This is a genomic window from Pengzhenrongella frigida (assembly GCF_004168625.1).
GTDB classification, from domain to species: Bacteria; Actinomycetota; Actinomycetes; order Actinomycetales; family Cellulomonadaceae; genus Pengzhenrongella; species Pengzhenrongella frigida.
Genome location: NZ_SDWW01000004.1, coordinates 106377 through 127293 on the forward strand (window position 1 = coordinate 106377; position 20917 = coordinate 127293).

At 73.0% G+C, this 20917-nt stretch carries 13 protein-coding genes; 8 read left to right on the top strand and 5 right to left on the bottom strand.

The features are described from left to right. Window positions 1–6: 6 nt before the first annotated feature. Window positions 7–798, bottom strand: coding sequence for a polyphosphate--glucose phosphotransferase (gene ppgK / locus EUA98_RS02655; protein WP_130101110.1), 792 nt, complete (start codon window positions 796–798; stop codon window positions 7–9). After that, window positions 795–1667, bottom strand: a complete 873-nt coding sequence (gene map / locus EUA98_RS02660) for a type I methionyl aminopeptidase (protein ID WP_207218943.1) — start codon at window positions 1665–1667, stop codon at window positions 795–797. The genes ppgK and map overlap by 4 nt, the downstream gene beginning before the upstream one ends. A 56-nt stretch (window positions 1668–1723) precedes the next feature. Between map and EUA98_RS02665 the strand changes: the two genes are divergently transcribed. Next, window positions 1724–1915 carry an SPOR domain-containing protein gene (locus EUA98_RS02665; protein WP_130101111.1) on the top strand — a complete coding sequence of 64 codons (192 nt, stop codon included), beginning with the start codon at window positions 1724–1726 and terminating at the stop codon, window positions 1913–1915. Between the two features lie 94 nt (window positions 1916–2009). On the opposite strand, the gene panB is transcribed toward EUA98_RS02665, so the two are convergent. After that, complete coding sequence (gene panB, locus EUA98_RS02670) at window positions 2010–2870, bottom strand: 3-methyl-2-oxobutanoate hydroxymethyltransferase (RefSeq protein WP_130101112.1); 861 nt, start codon at window positions 2868–2870, stop codon at window positions 2010–2012. Between the two features lie 22 nt (window positions 2871–2892). Then, entirely contained in the window at window positions 2893–4551 is a 1659-nt protein-coding gene (locus EUA98_RS02675; RefSeq protein WP_130101113.1) for an NAD+ synthase, read from the bottom strand. A 163-nt stretch (window positions 4552–4714) separates the two neighbouring features. Here EUA98_RS02675 and EUA98_RS02680 point away from each other — a divergent pair, with 163 nt between their 5' ends. Together EUA98_RS02680 and EUA98_RS02685 are read left to right on the top strand one after the other, a co-directional pair. Continuing rightward, window positions 4715–6052: a glutamine synthetase family protein gene (locus EUA98_RS02680; protein WP_130101114.1), complete on the top strand. Its 1338-nt coding sequence runs from the start codon at window positions 4715–4717 to the stop codon at window positions 6050–6052. Window positions 6053–6111: 59 nt separating this feature from the next. Continuing rightward, on the top strand, window positions 6112–9153 hold the full coding sequence (locus tag EUA98_RS02685; protein WP_130101115.1) for a bifunctional [glutamine synthetase] adenylyltransferase/[glutamine synthetase]-adenylyl-L-tyrosine phosphorylase: 3042 nt from the start codon (window positions 6112–6114) through the stop codon (window positions 9151–9153). Here EUA98_RS02685 and EUA98_RS02690 read toward each other — a convergent pair. Then, the gene (locus EUA98_RS02690; protein WP_207218944.1) at window positions 9144–9803 is read right to left on the bottom strand and encodes a hypothetical protein; all 660 of its coding nucleotides are present in this window, start codon (window positions 9801–9803) and stop codon (window positions 9144–9146) included. The genes EUA98_RS02685 and EUA98_RS02690 overlap by 10 nt on opposite strands. A gap of 337 nt (window positions 9804–10140) precedes the next feature. On the opposite strand from EUA98_RS02690, the gene EUA98_RS02695 reads away from it, so the two are divergent. The 5 genes from EUA98_RS02695 (at window position 10141) to EUA98_RS02715 (ending at window position 20911) form a co-directional block, all read left to right on the top strand. After that, window positions 10141–11007 carry a PP2C family protein-serine/threonine phosphatase gene (locus EUA98_RS02695; protein WP_130101116.1) on the top strand — a complete coding sequence of 289 codons (867 nt, stop codon included), beginning with the start codon at window positions 10141–10143 and terminating at the stop codon, window positions 11005–11007. Then, complete coding sequence (locus EUA98_RS02700) at window positions 11004–12299, top strand: FHA domain-containing protein (RefSeq protein WP_130101117.1); 1296 nt, start codon at window positions 11004–11006, stop codon at window positions 12297–12299. Before EUA98_RS02695 ends, EUA98_RS02700 begins: the two co-directional genes overlap by 4 nt. Further along, window positions 12296–13918, top strand: coding sequence for a serine/threonine-protein kinase (locus EUA98_RS02705; protein ID WP_130101118.1), 1623 nt, complete (start codon window positions 12296–12298; stop codon window positions 13916–13918). The genes EUA98_RS02700 and EUA98_RS02705 overlap by 4 nt, the downstream gene beginning before the upstream one ends. Beyond that, entirely contained in the window at window positions 13918–19818 is a 5901-nt protein-coding gene (locus tag EUA98_RS02710) for an Ig-like domain-containing protein (RefSeq protein WP_130101119.1), read from the top strand. Before EUA98_RS02705 ends, EUA98_RS02710 begins: the two co-directional genes overlap by 1 nt. Before the next feature lie 130 nt (window positions 19819–19948). Beyond that, window positions 19949–20911 carry an AAA family ATPase gene (locus tag EUA98_RS02715; RefSeq protein WP_130101146.1) on the top strand — a complete coding sequence of 321 codons (963 nt, stop codon included), beginning with the start codon at window positions 19949–19951 and terminating at the stop codon, window positions 20909–20911. The last annotated feature ends 6 nt before the right edge of the window (window positions 20912–20917 follow it).

The following is a 20917-nucleotide window of genomic DNA, read 5'->3' on the forward strand; positions in this document are numbered from 1 at the left end:
GAGGCGTCAGTGCTGCGGTTTGGCGGCGCGGGCAGCGAGGGCGGCGGCGCCGACGATGCCCGCCGCGTTGCGCAGCTGCGCCGGCACGATCGGGGCGCGCAGGTGCAGCAGCGGCAGGAACTTCGCGTGGTTCTTGCTGACCCCGCCGCCGACGACGATCAGATCGGGCCACAGCAGGTCCTCGAGCGTGCCGTAGTACCGCTGCAGCCGCTTGGCCCACTCCTCCCAGCTGAGCTTGTCGCGGTCCCGCGCGCCGTCGGAGGCCTGCGACTCGGCGTCGAGCCCGTCGATCTCCAGGTGGCCCAGCTCGAGGTTCGGGACGAGCACGCCGTCCACGACCATCGCCGTGCCGATCCCGGTGCCGAGCGTGGTGATGAGGGTGACCCCGTTCGTGCCCCGTGCGGCGCCGTAGGTGGCCTCGGCGTACCCGGCGGCGTCGGCGTCGTTGAACGCGACCACCTTGCGCCCGAGGGCCTTGCCCAGGACGGCCTCGATGTTGGTGCCGATCCAGGAGGAGTCGACGTTCGCGGCGCTACGCGCGATCCCGTGCTGGACGACGGCGGGGAACGTGACCCCGACCGGTACGTCGAGCGGCAGGTGGAACGACTCCACGACCTTGGCGACGACGGCGGCCACCGCGGCCGGGGTCGACACCTCGGGGGTCGGGATCCGCACCCTCTCCGCGGCGAACTCGCCGCGCTCCAGGTCGACGGGCGCACCCTTGATACCGCTTCCGCCGATGTCGACGCCGAACGCGAGGGTTGGCGTGGACTTCTTCGTCCCAGTGGTCTGGCTCATGGCAGGGTCAGAATCTCCGCTCCGATGTCGGTCACGAGCAGGGTGTGCTCGAACTGTGCTGTCAGGGAGCCGTCCGCGGTCAGGACGGTCCAGTCGTCGTCCCACATGATGCACTCCTGGGTGCCCAGGGTGAGCATCGGCTCGATGGTGAACACCATCCCGGGCTCGATCACGGTGGCGTAGTCGGGCGCCGAGTCGTAGTGCGGGATCACGAGGCCCGAGTGGAACGCCGGGCCGACGCCGTGGCCGGTGTAGTCGCGCACGACGCCGTAGTTGAAGCGACGGGCGTACTTCTCGATCACCCGGCCGAGCACGTTGACCTCGCGGCCCGGGACCACGGCCTTGATCGCGCGAGCGAGCGACTCGCGCGTGCGCTCGATGAGCAGCGCGGCAGGTTCGGAGATCTCCCCGACGCCGAAGGTCGCGCAGTTGTCGCCGTGCACGCCGTCCAGGTACGCGGTGATGTCGACCTTCACGATGTCGCCGTCCTGCAGGACGCTCGAGTCCGGGATCCCGTGGCAGATGACCTCGTTGACCGACGTGCACAGCGACTTCGGGAAGCCGCGGTAGCCGAGCGTGGACGGGTACGCGCCGTGGTCGATCATGAACTCGTGGCCGATCCGGTCCAGCTCGTCGGTCGTGATGCCGGGAGCGACCGCCTTGCCGACCTCGACCAGGGCCTGGGCCGCGATCCGGCCGGCGATCCGGATCTTGTGGATCGTCTCGGCATCGTTGACGTCGCTGCCGCGGTACGGGGTGGGGGCCGACTTGCCGACGTACTCGGGCCGGGCGATCGTGCTCGGCACCTTGCGACGGGGACTGATCGTCCCGGGGGTCACACTTCGACTAGTCCTGCTCGCAGTCGCCATGGCTGGCAGTGTACGGACCATGACGCCCGGTTCCGGGCAGGGAGGGGAGGTCCGTGATGGCAGGCACCGAGGGGCCCCGCACGTACTGGTTCAACATCGTCACCAAGCAGGTCGAGGAGGGGCACCACAGCGGGTGGCAGGACCTGATGGGGCCGTACTCGACCCGCGAGGCCGCCGAGCACGCGCTCGAGCAGGCGGCCGTGCGCAACAAGGTCTGGGACGAGCAGGACGAGCAGGACGAGCGGTGACCCGTCTCGCCGGTCACCGCTCGTCGCTGCCGGCACTGCTGGCACCGCCGGCCCTGCTGGTACTGCCGGGTCCGGGGTCACCCCCGGACGGCCGCTACTCGAGGAACGAGTGCGCGGCGTCGGGGAACGTGCCCGTGCGGACCTCCCGGGCGTAGGCGGCGGCCGCGTCCCGCAGCGCGGTCCCGACCTGCCCGAACTGCTTGGAGAAGCTCGGCGACCAGTCGCCCATCCCGGCCATGTCGAGCCAGACGAGCACCTGACCGTCGCAGCTCGGGCCGGCGCCGATGCCGATGGTCGGGATGTGCAGGATCTCGGTCACGCGCGCGGCCAGCGGAGCCGGCACCATCTCGAGGACGACGGCGACCGCCCCCGCCTCCTGCAGCGCGATCGCGTCCTCGCACAGCCGCTCGGCGTCCTCGTCGCCTCGGCCCTGCACGCGCTTGCCGCCGAGCAGGTTCTCCGACTGGGGCGTGAAGCCGAGGTGCCCGACGACCGGGATGCCGGCGTCGGTGAGCATGCGGACCTGGGCCGCGACCCGACGGCCGCCCTCGAACTTGACCGCGTGCGCGCCACCTTCCTTGAGCATGCGCACGGCGGTGAAGAACGCCTGTTCGGCTGAGGCCTCGTAGGAACCGAACGGCAGATCGGCGACCACGAACGCACGTCTGCACGCGGCGCTGACCGCCCGCACCGCGGGGATGAGCTCGTCCACGGTCACGGGCAGCGTCGAGTCGGCACCCAGCATGGTGTTGCCGATCGAGTCGCCGATGAGCAGCATGTCGATGCCGGCCTCGTCGAAGATCCGGGCCGTCGGGTAGTCGTAGGCGGTGAGCATGGTCAGCCGCTCACCGCGCTCCTTCGCCTCCCGCAGGTGATGCACCCGGACCCGCTTGGGCTTGGGGGTGACGGCGGGCAGGGGGGCAGACGCCGGCGAACCGGCGGCGGACTCGATCATCGAAGAAGCTCCTTGTGGGTGCTCACGGCTCGCGCCAAAGCGACGTGATGGGAAGCCTACGGTCCCGACCGAAGGCGAGACCCGTGACTTTCGGACCGAGCGGGTACTGCCGTCGCTTCCACTCGGCGCGGTCCACGAGCGAGAGCACCTTCTCGACGATCTCCGGGTCGAAGCCGCGAGCGAGCAGCTCGGCGCGGCCCTCCGCGTTCTCGACGTACGCGTCGAGCACCTCGTCGAGCAGGTCGTACGGCGGCAGGGAGTCCTGGTCGACCTGGTCGGGGCGCAGCTCGGCCGACGGGGGCTTGGTGATCGAGCTCTCCGGGATCGGCGGCAGCTCGCCCGCGTCGAGGGCGGCGTTGTTGCGCCAGCGGGCGAGGGCCCAGACCCGGGACTTGTCGACGTCCTTGAGCGGCGCGTACCCCCCGACGGCGTCGCCGTAGATCGTGGAGTAGCCGACGGCGAGCTCGGACTTGTTGCCGGTGGCGAGCACGAGATGGCCCTCGGCGTTGGACAGCCCCATGAGGATCACGCCGCGCACCCGCGCCTGCAGGTTCTCCGCCGCGACGCCCTCCAACCCGAGCTCGGCCTCGAACACGTCGACCATCGGCTTGATCGGCTGGATGCGGTAGTCGGCACCGAGGCGTTTGGCCAGGTCGGCGGCGTCGTCCTTGGAGTGCTCGGACGAGTAGCGCGAGGGCATCGAGACGCCGACGACGTGGCTCCCGCCGATCGCGTCGGCGCTGATCGCCGCGACCAGCGCGGAGTCGATCCCGCCGGACAGCCCCAGCACGACCGAGCGGAAGCCGTTCTTGCGGATGTAGCCCGCCAGCCCGGTCTGGACGGCGCGATAGATCTCCTCGTCGACCTCGAGCTCGGGGGCGAGCTCGCCTCGGGCGGGGGGCTGCGCGTCGTCGGCGAGGTCCCACATGAGCAGGTGCTCGACGAACTGCGGTGCGCGGGCGAGCAGGGTGCCGTCCGCGCCGACCACGAACGAGCCGCCGTCGAACACGAGGTCGTCCTGGCCGCCGACCATGTTGACGTAGGCGACCGGGGCGCCCACCTCGTGGGCACGGCGGGCGGCGAGCTCGGTGCGCAGGTGGCCCTTGCCCTCTTCGAACGGTGAGCCGTTGATCACCACGAGGAGCGCGATGTCGGCGTCGTCCATGGCGGCGACCGGCCCGCCGTCCTGCCAGATGTCCTCGCAGATGACGAGGCCGACACGTCGCCCGCAGACCTCGAGCACGCAGGCCCGGGTGCCCGCTGCGAAGATGCGGTACTCGTCGAAGACGCCGTAGTTGGGCAGGTGGTGCTTGTCGTACCGGGCCTGGACCTGGCCGTGGTGCAGCACGACCGCCTGGTTGGTGGGCCGGGCCGGGCTCCCGTCGGGTGCCGACCGGAGCTCCTCGCCCACACTCCCGACGACCACGACGAGTCCGCCGAGCCCCTCCGCCTCGAGCAGGGCGGCGGTGGCCTGCAGGGCGGCCTCGGCCCCGCGCCGGAACGACGCGCGCAGTGCGAGGTCCTCGATCGGGTAGCCGGTGACGGTCATCTCGGGGAAGGCCACGAGGTCCGCGCCGGCCGCTGCCGCCCGGCGGGACCACTCGAGCACGGCCTGGGTGTTTGCCTCCAGGTCGCCGACACAGGTGTCGATCTGAGCCAGCGCGATCCGTACGTTTGCCATGCGAACGAGCCTAGGCCCGCCCGAGGACACCGACGGCAGCCCGGGTCTGCCCCGGCCGTCCGCGCGTCGAGAGGGGGGTGCCGGGCGGGCGGGAGTTGAGCCGGGGACGGATTGCGGCGTGGTCTGTCACGAGGTGGAAACATCTATCGGGCAGGATGGACACATGGACAGGCAGCAAGAGTTTGTGCTCCGCACAGTCGAGGAGCGCGACATCCGCTTCATTCGCCTCTGGTTCACCGACGTTCTCGGGATCCTCAAGTCGGTCGCGATCGCGCCGGCGGAGCTCGAGTCGGCGTTCTCGGAGGGCATCGGGTTCGACGGGAGCTCGATCGAGGGCCTGACCCGGGTGTACGAAGCGGACATGATCGCGCGGCCCGACCCCACGACGTTCCAGATCCTGCCGTGGCGCGGTGAGCGGCAGGGGACCGCGCGGATGTTCTGCGACATCCTCACGCCCGACGGCGAGCCGTCCCTCGCGGACTCCCGCAACGTCCTCAAGCGGGCGCTCGCCAAGGCGAGCGACCAGGGGTTCACCTTCTACACGCACCCCGAGGTCGAGTTCTACCTGTTCGAGGACCCGAAGGACCCGGCGGCGCCGCTCGTGCCCGTCGACCAGGGCGGGTACTTCGACCACGTGCCGCGCGGCACCACGCACGACTTCCGGCGCGCCGCGATCCAGATGCTCGAGTCGATGGGCATCTCGGTCGAGTTCTCCCACCACGAGGCCGGGCCGGGGCAGAACGAGATCGACCTGCGGTACGCCGACGCGCTGACCACGGCGGACAACCTCATGACCTTCCGGACCGTGGTCAAGGAGGTCGCCCTCGAGCAGGGCGTGTTCGCCTCGTTCATGCCGAAGCCGATGGCGGACCACCCGGGCTCGGGCATGCACACCCACCTGTCGCTGTTCGAGGGCGACCGCAACGCGTTCAACGAGGTCGGCGGCCAGTACGAGCTGTCCAAGGTCGCGCGCAGCTTCATCGCGGGCCTGCTGCGGCACGCGCCGGAGATCACCGCGGTGACCAACCAGTACGTCAACTCCTACAAGCGGCTCTGGGGCGGCGCCGAGGCGCCGAGCTACGTCTGCTGGGGCCACAACAACCGGTCCGCCCTCGTGCGCGTGCCGATGTACAAGCCCGGCAAGGGGAACTCGAGCCGCGTGGAGTACCGCGCGCTCGACTCGGCCGCCAACCCGTACCTCGCGTTCGCGGTGCTGCTCGCCGCCGGGCTCAAGGGCATCAAGGAGGGCTACGAGCTCCCCGAGGGCGCGGAAGACGACGTCTGGGAGCTGACCGACGCCGAGCGTCGAGCGCTCGGGATCGAGCCGTTGCCGCAGTCCCTCGACCAAGCGATCGCCGTCATGGAGCGTTCGGAGCTCGTGGCCGAGACGCTCGGTGAGCACGTCTTCGACTTCGTGCTGCGCAACAAGCGGCAGGAGTGGGACGAGTACCGCGGTCAGGTCACGCCGTACGAGCTGCGACGCTTCCTGCCGATCCTGTAGCCGGCCCCAGGGCTGGACTGCCGGACGGGGCCGCGCGCCGCAGTCGATAGCGTGGGCCCGTGAGCAACCGTGGTGGAACCCTGGCAGGCAGGCTGACCCGGCTGGGTTTCGCCGACGCTCGCCGTGCGACGAGCATGTTGGCCGATCGCGCCCTGGTCGACATCATCGGTGATGTCACCGAGGCGGACCCTGCCGGTCTGCTGCCGGCTCTCGGCGACGTGGCCGACCCCGATCAGGCCCTGCTCGCCCTCGCCCGGATCGCGGGCGTGGTGAACGCGGATGCCGCCCGACGTGCCCTGCTCGCCGGGCTGCTCACGCGGGGCGCGGGGCGGGACCGGCTCCTGGCCGTCGTCGGTGCGTCCGTCGCGATCGGTGACACCCTGGCGGCCCACCCCGACCAGCTCGCCGTCCTGGCCGACGTCACGCCTGGCACGGGCATCCCGGTCGAGGAGGTCCGGGCCGAGCTGCTCACCGCGGTGGGCGCGGACCCGAACGCGCAGGTGCCGGTCGCCGACGTCAGCGGACCCGCCGGGTGGGACGCGATGCGCCGGTCGTACCGGCGGCGGCTGATGCGGATCGCCGCCACCGACCTCACCTCGCCCGACCCGCTGAGCCGCATGCCCGGGGTCGCGGCCGCGCTCGCCGATCTGGCCGCCGGCGCGCTCGAGGCCGCCCTCGCGCTCGCCCGCGCCGAGCTCGACGACCACGGCGTCGGGGTGCGGATCGCCGTCCTGGGCATGGGCAAGTGCGGTGGGCGCGAGCTGAACTACGTCAGCGACGTCGACGTGATCTACGTCGTCGAGCCCGCCGCCGGGGTCGACGAGGACCACGCGCTCGCGGTCGGCGCGCGGCTCGCGACCGGACTCGCCCGGGCGTGCGCGAACCCGTCGGGCGAGCCCGCGCTGTGGCCCGTGGACGCCGCCCTGCGGCCGGAGGGAAAGAACGGCCCGCTCGTGCGCACCCTGGCGAGCCACACCGCGTACTACGAGCGCTGGGCCCGGACCTGGGAGTACCAGGCGCTGCTCAAGGCCCGCCCGGTCGCGGGGGACCGTGAGCTCGGCGAGGCGTACGTCGCGGCGATGAACCCGATGGTGTGGGCCGCCGTGAGCCGGGAGAACTTCGTGGCCGACTCCCAGGCCATGCGCCGTCGGGTCGAGGACCACGTCCCCGCGGCCGAGGCCGACCGTCAGCTCAAGCTCGGCGTCGGCGGCCTGCGGGACGTCGAGTTCACCATCCAGCTGCTCCAGCTCGTGCACGGTCGCGCCGACGAGTCGATCCGCAGCCCCAGCACGCTCACCGCGTTGTCGGCGCTCTCGGCCGGTGGGTACGTCGGGCGCGAGGACGCGGCCCGGCTCGCGGTCTGCTACCGCCTGCTGCGGGCGCTCGAGCACCGCATCCAGCTGTACCGGCTCACCCGCACCCACCTCATGCCGACGGCCGATGCGGACCTGCGTCGCCTCGCGCGGTCGGTCGGTCTGCGGGCCGAGGGGGCCGAGGGGCTGATGGAACGGTGGCGCAGCGTGCGGCGCGAGGTCCGCGGCCTGCACGAGGCGCTGTTCTACCGCCCCCTGCTGCCCGCCACGGCGCAGCTGTCCACCGAGGAGGCCAGCCTCGCGCCCGAGGCGGCCCGCGCTCGGCTCGCCGCCATCGGCTACCGCGATCCGGTCGGTGCGCTGCGGCACATCGTCGCGCTCACCGAGGGGGTCTCTCGGCGGGCCGCGATCCAGCGCCAGCTTCTGCCGGTGATGCTGGGCTGGTTCGCGGAAGGGGCCGACGCCGACGCCGGCCTGCTCAACTTCCGCCGCCTGTCGGACAAGCTCGGGACGACCCACTGGTACCTGCGGCTGCTGCGCGACTCCGGCACCGCGGCGGCGCGGCTCGCGCGGGTGCTGTCGACGTCGAAGTACGTCGCCGAGGCGCTCTCCCGATCGCCCGAGTCCGTGGCCTGGTTGGCCGACGACGCCGAGCTCGCCCCGCGTTCCCCCGAGCGGCTCGCCGCCGAGGCCGATGCGCTCCTCACCCGCGCGCACGAGCCGGTCCCGGCCGCGACCGCCCTGCGCGCGCTGCGGCGCCGGGAGCTTGCCCGGACCGGCGCGGCCGACGTGCTCGGCGTCGTGACCAGCATCTCCGCTGCCGAGAGCCTCACCGCCGCGGCCGACGTCGTGCTCGCCGGCGGGCTGCGGATCGCCCTGTACGAGACCCTGGCCGAGCGAGGTCTGGTGGAGTCGCCCACGCGGATGCTCATCGTCGCGATGGGTCGTCTCGGCGGCCGCGAGATGGGCTACTCCTCCGATGCCGACGTGATGTTCGTGCACGACCCGCTGCCGGGTCAGGACGAGCTTCTCGCGCAGCAGGTGGCGCTCTCCGTGGCGACGCGGGTCCGTCAGCTGCTCGGCGAGGTCGGGACCGAGCCGCCGCTGGATGTCGACGCGGACCTGCGCCCGGAGGGCCGCAACGGTCCGCTGGCGCGCTCCTTCGCGTCGTATGCGGAGTACTACCAGCGCTGGTCCTCGCCGTGGGAGAGCCAGGCCCTGCTCCGGGCGCGCACGGTCGCGGGCGATGCCGGGCTCGGTGAGCGGTTCATGCAGCTGGTGGACCCGATGCGCTACCCGGAGGGCGGGCTCGAACCCGCCGTCGTGCGCGAGGTGCGGCACATCAAGGCGCGCGTCGAGGCCGAACGGCTCCCGCGCGGCGTCGAGCCGGCGCGTCACCTCAAGCTGGGGCGCGGCGGCCTGGCCGACGTCGAATGGACCGTCCAGCTGCTGCAGCTCCGGCACGCCTTCGAGGTCCCCGGCCTGCGCACGACGGCGACGCTCGATGCGCTGAACGCGGCGGTCGAGGCCGAGCTCATCGCGGCCGACGACGCCGGCACGCTCACCGAGGCCTGGCTGCTGGCCTCACGGCTGCGCGACGCCCTGGTGCTGTGGTCGGGCCGGTCCGGCGGGGCGCACGCCGACCAGCTCCCGCACGACCGCCAGGCCCTGGCCGGGCTCGCCCGCGTGCTGGGCTACCCGGCCGGGTCCGGTGCGGAGCTCGAGGAGGACTACCTGCGCGCGGCCCGGCGGTCGCGCGCCGTCGTCGAGCGCGTCTTCTACGAGTGATCGAACCGCGAGGACTGGAACGTCCGACGCAGCGGGTTCACCTGTTCGGTCTGGAGGTACCGGTCGGGCTCGGCCACCGGTGCGGTGGGGGCCGCGACCCGGGCCGCTGCTGCTGCCGCCTGTACGACGCCGATCCCGCGGACGAGCAGGTCCAGGAGCCGCTCGTCGCGGTCTCTCGTGCACGCGACCGCCACGCCGAGAATCGAGCAGCACACGATGCTCGGTGCACCGGAGGTGTAGAACCCGGCATCGGACGGCTCGATCGCCGCGGAGAAGTCCCGGGCCCAGCTCGCGGCCTGTGGGACGTCAGCGAGCGCGGCCAGGCTCGCGTCGGTCAGCACGCCGTCGTCCCGGCCCTCGAGCAGGGCGAGCTGCCGCTCGGCGGACAGGATGCCGACCGCGAGAACGCGCTGGGTGTCGGCCGCCACGACCGGCAGCGCGGTGGTCGCGCAGAGCAGGGCGAGGTGCACGTCGACCAGGGGGTCGTCGGACGTGAGACCGACCACCGAGGGGACGAGGCCGAGGAGCTTCTGGCGACCCGCGTCGCTCATCTGGTCGTTCACGTTCCTGGCCAGGGTGGCGAGCAGGGCATGTGTGCAGGCGGGGTGGTCGCTCCACCTCTCTCCGGCAAGGAAGGACGCGAACTCCATGAAGCACGCACCACGCGACGGACGCCGGTGGCGGCCGCGTGAGAGAACTGGCATGTAGTCGGGCGGAAGGTTCTGACGTGCCATCTGACACCCCCGGGAAGACGGACTGGCGAGACCCAGACAAACAGGACACCACAGACCAGACCACTGTGCGCCCGATATGGGTGGGTCCGCCAGCCCTCGCGTGATCGACTTCGGCACGCTGGTGGTGTGACGTTGGCACCTCTTTGCGCGGGTGTGCTCATGAACCACCCCCGGCGCGTCGAAGAGAGAGAAGATCGGTGCTCCAGTCGGGCACCGCAGCGCGGCACGCACGCGGGACCAGGCAGGGGGAACAGTGCGCACGTCATGGGGTTCGGCGACGGACCGCGGCACCGTCCGCACGCTCAACGAGGACGCGCTGCTCGCGTACCCGCCGGTGTTCCTCGTCGCGGACGGGATGGGCGGTCACGCTGCGGGTGATGTCGCGAGCCGTCTGGCCGTCGAGGAGTTCTCCCATCTGGCCGGCCGCTCCGCCGCGTCTCCCGACGAGGTGCACGCATGCTTCCGCCGGACCGCGACCCGCCTGCGGGAGGCGGTCGGCGCCGACCGCACGGCGGGCACGACGGTCGCCGGCGTCGCCATCGCGGCGCACGACGGCGGTTCGTACTGGCTCGTCTTCAACATCGGCGACTCGCGGATCTACCGGCTCGCAGGCGGCGAGCTCGAACAGATCAGCGTGGACCACTCGGTGGTGCAGGACCTCATGGACCGCGGCGAGATCGATGCCGAGCAGGCCCTGCGGCACCCGGAGCGGCACGTGATCACGCGGGCCGTGGGGACCGGCGCGGAGCCGGAGCCGGACTACTGGCTCATCCCCGCCGAGATCGCGGATCGCGTCCTGATCTGCTCCGACGGGCTGACCGGCGAGCTCGACGACGACGCGCTGCGCGCCCTCCTGACGAACGTCGCCGACCCGCAGGACGCTGCTCAGGCGCTGGTCGACGCCGCTCTCGCCGCCGGCTGCCGGGACAACGTCAGCGCCGTCGTGGTCGACGTCGCTTCGGCGCCCGGGGGACCGGACACCGACATCACCGTGCTCGCCGGCCGGTTCGCGGTCCCGCGCGTCGAGGTCCTTGCCGACCGCGCCGCGTGGGACGAGCAGATCGATGGCGCCACGGTCCCGCGCCTCGCCCTCGTCCCCTTTCCGGAGGTCACCTCGTGAACTTGCCCGCCTACACCCCCGGTGACTGGTTCGCGGTCATCACCGACGGCTGCGTCGCGCTGGTGCCGCCCGAGACCAGTGCCGCGGTCGTGAACGAGCTGTGGACCTCCCTGCGCGGGGGCGCCCGCCTCACCGACCAGCTCCAGATCCTGCTCGGCGGGGGGATCGCGTCGCTGCCGCCGTTCGCCCTCGTGTCCCATGAGGGTGCCGACGTCCGCGTCATCGTGCGGGGCGAGGTCGACGTGACCGTCGCGACCCGCGCGGGGATGCGCACGCTGCGTGCGCCGCAGGTCTCGACCTGGCTGGAAGAGCTCATCGCCGACGCGGTGACCGTGACGGTGCGCGCGCCCGGGTCCACCGGGGTCACGGACGATGCCCTGCCTGTGCTGTCGGGGGTCGTGCGTGCCGGTGGGGTGGTCCTCGAGCTGCAGGTGGGGGAGTCCCGGGCACCCGCGAAGACCGTGCTGTCCTTGGCAGAGCCTGAGCAGGTCGAGCCCCGGCGGGACGAGCCTGCGCCCGTGCCGGAGCCGGAGCCGGAGCCGGAGCCGGAGCCGGAGCCGGTGCTGGAGCCGGAGCCCGTGCTGGAGCCGGAGCCGGAGCCCGTGCCGGTGCCGGAGCCCGTGCCGGAGCCCGTGCCGGTGCCGGAGCCCGTGCCGGTGCCCGTGCTCGCCCTCGTTCGTGCGCCCATGGTGCACGCGCCCCTGCATGTCGCGCCGGCCCCGGCGGTCGAATGGCGCGCTGCACCCCGGGCGGTGCCGCCCGTCGCACTCGGCGTCCCGGTGCGCCCCATCGCGGGAATGGCTCCGACCGCGTCGGACGTCGTCGCGCCCGAGGACCACGACGGGATGACGGTGCTCAGCTCGGACGTCGTCGCGCTGCGCCGTCAGATGCCGGCCTGGGTGGGCGACGCCATGCCCGGTCCGATCAACGTCCCGGCCGCGCAGGCTCCCGCGCCGGCGAAGCTGATCCTGTCCACCGGGCTCGTGGTGACGCTCAACCGGCCGGTGCTGCTCGGTCGTGCTCCGCAGGTGTCGCGGGTGGCGAACAGCGAGATCCCGCGCCTTGTCACGGTGGCGAGCCCCAACCAGGACATCTCGCGGACGCATGCCGAGGTCCGGACCGAGGGCGAGGACGTCCTGGTGACGGACCTGCACTCCACCAACGGCGTGATCCTGCTGGCGACCGGGAGCGGTCCGCGCCGGCTGCACCCGGGCGAGCCCGCCGTCGTCGCACCCGGGGTGACCGTGGATCTCGGTGAGGGCGTGACCTTCACCGTGGATCCGGGCGTGTGAGCGCGCGCCGCGAGCCCTCCGTCCCACCGCGGATCGGTGGGTACGAGTATTCCGAGCTCCTGGGCATGGGGGGCTTCGCCGACGTCTTCCGCTACACCCAGCAGCTGCCCCACCGGTCCGTCGCGGTGAAGGTGCTGCTGGCGGGCTCGCTCAGCGACGAGGTGCGCGAGCGGTTCCGGACCGAGGCCGACCTCATGGCCCGGCTGTCGCACCACCCGTCGATCGTGACGATCTATCACGCCGACGTCGCCACCGACGGGCGCCCGTTCCTCGTGATGGAGTACTGCGCCCGCCCGAACCTCGGCAAGCGGTATCGCACCGAGCGCATGGGCGTGCCCGAGGTGCTGCGCATCGGGGTGCGGCTCGCCTGCGCGGTGGAGACGGCGCACCAGGCAGGCATCCTGCATCGCGACATCAAGCCGGCGAACGTCCTCGTCACCGACTTCGGCTGGCCCGCGCTCACGGACTTCGGGATCGCCGCGACGACCGGCTGGAGCTCGGCGGCGGCGGTGGGCATGTCGATCCCGTGGTCCCCGCCCGAGCTGCTCGCGGAGAACCCCGTCGGTGGGGTGCAGTCGGACGTCTACTCGCTCGCGGCCACCATCTACTCGCTCCTGGCGGGACGCTCGCCGTTCGAGGTCCCCGACGCCCGGAACAACGCCGCCGATCTGATCGGACGGATCGAGGGCGCCGCGCTGGCGACCACCGGCCGCTCCGACGTGCCCGCGAGCCTCCAGGCGGTGCTCGCGCGCGCCATGCACCGCACCCCGGCCGGACGCTTCCACTCGGCCCTCGCCCTGGCTCGCGCGCTCCAGCAGGTGGAGATCGAGCTGCTGCTCCCGCCCACCGCGCTCGACCTGCCCCTGGACGTGATCACGGATCTTCGTCCGCCGGGCACGGGACCCGGCGCAGGGGATGCGGGCGACGAGCTGGAGCCGGCCAACCAAGCCACGCGACTGCACCCGATCCAGAGCGTGTCGCCCGAGGGCCGCGCCGAGGGTCGCGCCGAGGATCTGGCCGAGGGTCTCGCCGGGCGCGTCGACGCTCGGTTCGCCCAGACCGGCGCGCCGCAACCGCAGCGCGGGCAGGCGGCGCTCCCGGCCGTACGCGTCCCTGCGCCGTTCCCCGCCTCCCGCGCAGCGCCCGTCGGAGCGCCGCGCCCCGTCGGAGCGCCGCGCCCCGGCAAGCGCGGCCGGGTCGCCGTCGCCGCCGTCGCCGGCGTCGTCGTGGTCGGCGCCCTGGTCGGCGTCGCGCGTGCCGTCAGTGGCTCTCTCGGTTCGGATCCCGGCACCGCCGCCGTGCGCACCACGGAGCCCAGCGGCTCCGGGACGCCGTCGGCCGCGCCCCTGCTCGCGGTCCCGACCCCGACCGACCTGCTCGGCGTGGTGGCCGTCGACGGCAGCGCCGTGTTCACCTGGGTCAACCCGGAGCCGCTGGCCGGCGACCGGTACCTTTGGGGGGTCGCCGTCGCCCGCACCGACACCGTGATGGCCGTCGTCGACGCCCCCACCGTGACGATCACGCCCGAGATCCCGGGCACGCCCGTCTGCCTCGAGGTCGCGATCGTCCGGGCGGATCGCCGCGCCTCGACCGAGCCCGCGGTCGGGTGCACGAGCTGATGCGCACCGTGCTGGGTGGGCTGCGGACCACAGCCGGGTTCGTGCGCGGTGCGCGCCCCGGGCGGTCCTGGCTGAAGGCGGGCGTGGCCGTGACCGTCCCCGCAGTCGTGGCGACCCTCGCGATCCTCTACCCCGGCGTACCCGTATCCCAGGTGGACCTCAACGACGGCGCCGCCTGGCTGACGAACACGTCGGCGCTCAGGCTTGGCCGGTTCAACCCCCAGATCGACGAGCTCAACGCCGGGCTCGTGTCGACGTCGGCCGAGTTCGACGTCCTGCAGGACGCGGGTGACGTGCTCCTGACCGAACCCGGCCGGGTCGCGGTCGTGGACCCGGCCAGCGTCACGCTCGGCGCCCAGGCCAGCGTCCCGTTCGGCGCGACGGTCTCGATGGCCCGCGGGGTCGTCGCCGTCACCGAGCCGTCCCGCGGCGCGGTGTGGGTGCGCACCACCGGCACCCTCGGCTCGCTCAGCGTCGACTCCGAGGACCCCGACCTCGACCTCGGCGCCGGGGGCGCAGCGGTGGTGTCCCGCGACGGCGTCGTGCTCGCCGTCGACCCCGAGGGCGGGCTGCAGCGTGCCGAGGTCACCGAGGCGGAGGTCACGGTGACCGCCGACGGGACGCTCGCCGGTGCGGACGGTTCCGGCGGTGGCGGACCGGGCTTCGACCGGGTCACCGCGGTGGGTGACCGGCTCGTCGTCCTCGACGGGCGCACGGTGCGTACGTCGGGCGGGTCCGTCGACCTCACCGCCTTCGGCGACGGCCTCGCCCTGCAGCAGCCCGGGCCGGCGGCGGAGGTGGTGCTCGTCGCGAGCCGGTCCGCGCTGCTCGAGGTCCCGCTGGACGGCGGTGACGTGCGCGAGCACGACACGGGTGGCTCCGGCGTGCCCGCGCCGCCCGTGCGGGTCGGCGAGTGCGCCCACGGTGCGTGGGCCTCCGCCGTCGGCAGCTACCTGCAGGTGTGCGCGGACGGCGACCCGGTGGTCAGCGACCTCGAGGCGATGACGACGGCCGACGTGCTGGTCTTCCGCGTCAACCGCGACGTCGTCGTGCTCAACGACACCCTGCGCGGACGGCTGTGGGTGCCGCTCGAGGACCCCGAGCTGCGCGAGCCGAACTGGCAGGACATCGAGCCGGAGGAGGACACCCAGGACGACGAGCAGGAGTCCGAGAGCCGGGCGTCGACGCAGAACATCCAGGCCGAGTGCACCGAGCAGTCGGCGGCACCCTCGGCCGTGAACGACGACTACGGCGTGCGGGCCGGGCGGACCGCGATCCTCTCCGTGATCGACAACGACGCGTCGTCGGACTGCGGCATCCTCGTCATCTCCGAGCACGACGCGCTGCCGGCGGAGTTCGGCACCGTCGTGCCGATCTACGGCGGTCGGGCGCTGCAGCTCACGACCCCGGCGGGCGTCACCGGGACCGCCGAGCTCACCTACACGATCACCGACGGACGCGGCACGACCGCGCCGTCGACCGCCACCGTGCGGCTCACCGTGCGCGCTGCCGACGAGAACGGCGCACCGGCGCAGGTGCGGGTCGGCTCGATGTCCGTCGAGCAGGGCGCGCAGGGCACCTACGACGTGCTGCCCGACTTCCGCGATCCCGACGGCGACCTCCTGGTCCTGGCGGGCGGCGTCGCCGCATCCGGCGGGACCGTCCGCACCCGCCAGGACGGCTCGCTGACCTTCCAGTCCGACGGCGCCACGCTCGGCCGCCAGCAGGTGACCGTCCTGGTCTCCGACGGCACCGAGACCGTGGAGGGTTCGCTCACCGTCGACGTCCAGCCCGCCGGTTCGCTCGCGCCGGTCATCGACCCGGTGCACGCGGTGACCTACGTCGACGAGGCCGTGGTCGTGCACCCGCTCGACAGCGTGCGCAGCTCCTCACGCGAGCCGGTGCGTCTCGCGGGGGTCGACGAGGTGCAGGGCGCGACGGTCGACACCGACCTGGAGGCGGGGACGTTCACGTTCGGTGCCGCCCGCGCGGGCACGTACTACGTGGCCTTCCTGGTCACGGCGTCCCCGCAGCAGGCGACCGGTGTGGCCCGGATCGACGTCAGGGAGCGTCCGCTCGAGGTGCCGCCCCCGGTCGCGGTCCTCGACCGCGCGCTGCTGCCCCCGGGCGGCGAGGTCACGATCGACCCCCTGGCGAACGACGTCGACCCGGCCGGTGGAGTGCTCGTGCTGCAGTCCGTCGAGGCGCCGCTCGACTCCGGGCTGCGCGTCGCCGCGCTCAGCCACCAGCTGCTGCGGATCACCTCGACCCGCGTGCTCGACGCCCCGGTCACCGTCCGCTACACGATCTCCAACGGCGGCGCGTCGGCGGTGGGCGACGTGCTGGTCCAACCCATCCCGGCGTCGGCCACCCAGCAGGCCCCGGTCGTGCCCAACATCACCGTCTCGGTGCGGACGGGAGGCGTGGTCACCATCCCCGTGCTGGCAGACGCCTACGACCCCGATGGCGACCCGATGCACGTGGTGCGCGAGCTCGTCGAACCGCTCGGCTCGGGGCAGGGCCTGTTGTTCGTGTCCGGTGACCTGCTGCGCTACCAGGCCCCGGCGACCGCCGTCCAGGCGCACGCGACCTTCGCCGTGGCCGATCCGGCCGGCAACGTCACCTCGGCGACCGTGACGGTCGACGTCCGGCCGTCGGACCCCGCGACCAAGTCACCGCCGAGGCCCCGGGCGCTGACCGCGCGCGTGTTCGAGGGCGAGACCATCCGGATCCCCGTCCCGCTCACCGGGATCGACCCCGACGGCGACGGCGTCTCGCTCCTCGGCCAGGACCAGGCCCCGACCAAGGGGCGGATCACCGCGGTGGGCGCCGACTGGATCGAGTACGAGGCCCTGCCCGGCGAGCTCGGCACGGACACGTTCACCTACGCGGTCGAGGACTGGGTCGGCCAGCGCGCGGTCGCCACGATCCGGGTCGGGATCGCGGCCCGGCCGACGACGGCGGCCCAGGTCGTCAGCCGCAACGACGACGTCAGCGTGCGGTCGGGCCAGGCCGTCGAGGTCCGCGTGCTCGCCAACGACATCGACACCGGTGGCGGCGAGCTGACCCTGGAACCCGCCCTCGAGCTCACCGAGGGCATCGACGCGCGGGTGGAGGGCAACCGCATCGCGGTGCAGACGCCCGACCAGCCCGCGGTCCTGCAGATCTCCTACAGCGCGGTGAACGACCGCGGCGGGCGGGACACCGCGGTGCTCACCGTCACGGTGACCGACGACGCGCTGATCCTCGCCCCGGTGGTGCGCGACGTCGTCGTGCCCGCGACCGAGACGATCAACCGGACCAGCATCGAGGTCGAGGTGCTCGCCGTCGCGGAGAACCCGAGCGGCCCGATCAGCGATCTCGAGGTGTCGGTCGACTCCTCCGTGGCCGACACCGCGTCAGTGACGCCGAGCGGGTCGGTCGTGGTCACCCTGGTCGGTCACGCCCAGACGCTGCCGTACCTCGTGACGAACACCAGCCCGCAGGCGGACGGCCTGAGCTCCTATGCGTTCATCACCGTCCCGGCCCTCGGCGACTTCCCGCCGATGCCCCGGCCGAAGGCGCCCGAGCTGAGGGTGATCGCCGGTGACGAGCTGGTGATCGTGCTCGACGAGCAGATCCAGGTCGCCCCCGGTCGGACCGCACGCGTGGCAGACGCCGCCCGGGTGCAGGCCACCAAGGCGGACGGGTCACCGCTCGTGCGCGACGACCGCACGCTCGTGTTCCGCTCGCAGGCCACCTACGCCGGCCCCGCATCGATCACCGTCGCGGTCACCGACGGCGACGCGAGCGACGCGTCCGCACGGACCAAGGTGCTCACGCTGCCGATCACCGTTCTGGCGGCGGCGGACTACCCGCCGACGTTCTCCCCCTCGGTCATCGACGTCTCGCCCGGCGAAGCGCCGGCCCGGGTCGACCTGACCGCATTCACGTCGTCACCGGTCGCCACGGCGGGTGGTTCGGACCGGTACACCTACAAGATCACCTCGCCGATCCCGAACGGGTTCCAGGCCACGGTGTCCGGCTCGGTGCTCAGCGTGAGCGCCGACGCAACCGTCCCGCGGGGGACCGCGGGCGGGGTGTCGGTCGCGGTCGGGTACGGCGCCGCAGGCGGTGCGCTGCCCGCCCAGGTCGACTTCCGGGTCGTCGCGAGCATCCGGCCACTGGCGCGGGTGCTCGACCACCGGGTGGCTGACGGCGTCGAGGGCGGATCCTCGACCGTCGCCGCGCTGGACGGCGCGTTCAACCCTTTCCCGTCGACCGCGCTGACGCTGGTCGACGCCACCGTCGAGACCCCGGGCGCCGGCACAGCCGGGGTCTCGGGCACCTCGGTGAACGTGCGCCCGGCCAAGGGCTTCATCGGCGAGATGGTCACCCGCTACCGCGTGCGGGACGCCACCGGGGACACGGCCCGCGAGGTCGAGGGGCGCATCACGGTCGTGGTGCGCGGCCGGCCGGCCGCCCCGACCGCCCCGCGGGTGGTCGAGGTGCGCGACCGCACGGTCGTGCTCGCCTGGGACGTGCCCGTCAACAACGGTGCCCCGATCACCGGGTACCGCGTCACGACCCAGCCCGGCGGAGCCGCACGCGAGTGCGCCGGGACCACCTGCACCATCGACGGCCTCACCAACGCCGTCGAGTACACGTTCACGGTCGCGGCGAGGAACGTCGTCGACTGGTCGGATCCCAGCCCGAGCTCCGCGCCCGCGCGGCCGGACGCCAAGCCGTTCGCCCCGGCGGCGCCACAGGTCGAGCGCGGTGACGCCCAGCTCCGGGCGCGCTGGACGGCGCCGGAGACGCCGGGTTCGCCGATCGTGAAGTACCTCCTGGAGATCAGCCCGGCGCCGCGCGGCGGCCAGTCGTCGGTCGAGACGACGTCGACGAGCTACGACTTCGGCGGGCTCACGAACGGCACGGCGTACACCGTGCGCGTGCGGGCGCTGAACAAGGCGCCCGACCCGGGCGACTGGAGCCCGTCGTCGGCCCCGGTCGTCCCGGCGCGCCAGCCGGAGGCCCCGACCGCGGTGACGGCGTCGTTCGGGCTCGCGACGGAAGGGTCGATCACCGTGCGGTGGGAGGTTCCGGTGAGCGACGGCGGCGACGCGGTGACCGGCTACCGGGTGAGCCTCGACGGCGAATGGCAGGCTCCGACGGCGGCCACGGAACGCTCGTTCACGTTCCCGGCGCGGCCCGGAAAGGCGTACGTGATCGGCGTGCAGGCCCGCAACACGGTCAACTGGTCGCTCGCGGCCGGCACGTCCGGGCAGATCTGGGGCACGCCGGGCTCGGTCGCGCGGCTGACCGCGAGCGATGTCGCCGCCGCGGAGACGCCGTGGGGCAAGGGCGAGGTCGCGCTGCGCTGGGACCCACCGGCGACCACCGGCGGCGAGCAGGTGACCATCGAGGCCTATCTGGTCTCGATGGACGGGACGCCGATCGGTGAGACCCACGAGACCACCTTCCGCGTCTCGGACCTCACGGGTGGCGTGAGCCACTCCTTCCAGGTGACGGCACGCAACTCGAAGGGCGAGCTGGGGGCCGCCGTGGCGACCTCGGCGACGGCCACGACCGTCCCGCAGAACGCGACCGTGACGGCCGCCGTGCCGGGGCCCGGGCAGGCCGTCTTCACCGCGACGGCGGCACCCGGCGGGTCGGACGTCACGAGATGGTCGTTCAGGATCAAGGCCCGCGGGTCCCGGGAGATCGTCGTCGAGCAGGCGGAGGCCACCTACTCGTTCCGCGACGACGCCGGCACGGAGGTGACGGTGTCCGTCACGGCCTTCAACGCGGCGGGCTGGGGCCGGGAGGGAGCGCCGGTGACCGTCGTGGTCGAGCCGGTACCGGAGGAACCGACCCCGACACCGACTCCGACGACCGCACCGGTGGTGGCGAGCGGATGATCCCGCCGCCGCGGCGACCGCTACCGTCGGCAACCCCGTCCGCACCCTCGTCCGCCGCACCCTCGTGGCCCGCCCCGGCGGCGCCGCTACCCACAAGGAGAACGCAGTGCTCTCGCAGACAGCCACGACCATGACCCCCGAGCAGAGCGCGTGGTTCGCCGACACCTTCGACGCGCTCGTCGAGAACATCGGCCTGGCGGTGCTCGGCAAGGAGCACGTGGTGCGGCTCGCCCTGACGGCGATGCTCGCCGAGGGGCACCTGCTGCTCGAGGATGCGCCCGGAACCGGGAAGACCTCGCTCGCGAAGGCCATCGCCGCGACGGTCCAGGGCACGCACAGCCGCATCCAGTTCACCCCGGACCTGCTGCCGTCCGACGTGACCGGGGTGACGATCTATGACCAGGCGACCCGGACGTTCGACTTCCATGAAGGTCCGATCTTCGCCTCGGTGGTGCTGGCCGACGAGATCAACCGGGCCTCGCCCAAGACGCAGTCCGCGCTGCTCGAGGTCATGGAGGAGTCCCGGGTCACCGTGGACAAGGTCTCGCACTTCGTCGGTCGGCCCTTCATGGTCATCGCCACCCAGAACCCCATCGAGCAGGCGGGTACGTACCGGCTCCCCGAGGCCCAGCTCGACCGGTTCCTGATCAAGACCTCGCTCGGCTACCCCGACCGCGACTCCATGGTCCGGATCTTCGCGGGGGCCGCCCAGCGCGACCGGACCAGCGTCCTCACCGCCAGGATCACGACGGCGGGGGTCGCCGAGATGGCCGACCTCGCGGCGGGCGTGCACACCGACGGCGCCGTGCTGGACTACGTCGCGCGGCTCGCGGAGGAGACCCGGCTCGACCCGCAGACCGCGCTGGGCGTGAGCGTGCGCGGCGGCCTCTCGCTCGTGCGGGCCGCGAAGGTCTGGGCCGCGTCCCAGGGCCGCAGCTACGTCATCCCCGACGACATCAAGCTGCTGGCCGAGCCCGTGCTCGCCCACCGGATCATGCTCGAGACCGAGGCGGAGTTCGCCGGCGTCACGGCCCAGCAGGTGCTCGGCCGGATCCTCGCCGCGACCGACCCCCCGGCCGCGCGGATCGGCTGACGTGCA

Excerpts from the sequence above, each read along its gene's own strand:
- EUA98_RS02665 (WP_130101111.1), top strand. The coding sequence starts at position 1,724 with ATGGCAGGCACCGAGGGGCCCCGCACGTACTGGTTCAACATCGTCACC.
- map (WP_207218943.1), bottom strand. The coding sequence starts at position 1,667 with ATGGCGACTGCGAGCAGGACTAGTCGAAGTGTGACCCCCGGGACGATC.
- EUA98_RS02680 (WP_130101114.1), top strand. The coding sequence starts at position 4,715 with ATGGACAGGCAGCAAGAGTTTGTGCTCCGCACAGTCGAGGAGCGCGAC.
- panB (WP_130101112.1), bottom strand. The coding sequence starts at position 2,870 with ATGATCGAGTCCGCCGCCGGTTCGCCGGCGTCTGCCCCCCTGCCCGCC.
- EUA98_RS02690 (WP_207218944.1), bottom strand. The coding sequence starts at position 9,803 with ATGGAGTTCGCGTCCTTCCTTGCCGGAGAGAGGTGGAGCGACCACCCC.
- EUA98_RS02710 (WP_130101119.1), top strand. The coding sequence starts at position 13,918 with ATGCGCACCGTGCTGGGTGGGCTGCGGACCACAGCCGGGTTCGTGCGC.
- EUA98_RS02715 (WP_130101146.1), top strand. The coding sequence starts at position 19,949 with ATGACCCCCGAGCAGAGCGCGTGGTTCGCCGACACCTTCGACGCGCTC.
- ppgK (WP_130101110.1), bottom strand. The coding sequence starts at position 798 with ATGAGCCAGACCACTGGGACGAAGAAGTCCACGCCAACCCTCGCGTTC.
- EUA98_RS02675 (WP_130101113.1), bottom strand. The coding sequence starts at position 4,551 with ATGGCAAACGTACGGATCGCGCTGGCTCAGATCGACACCTGTGTCGGC.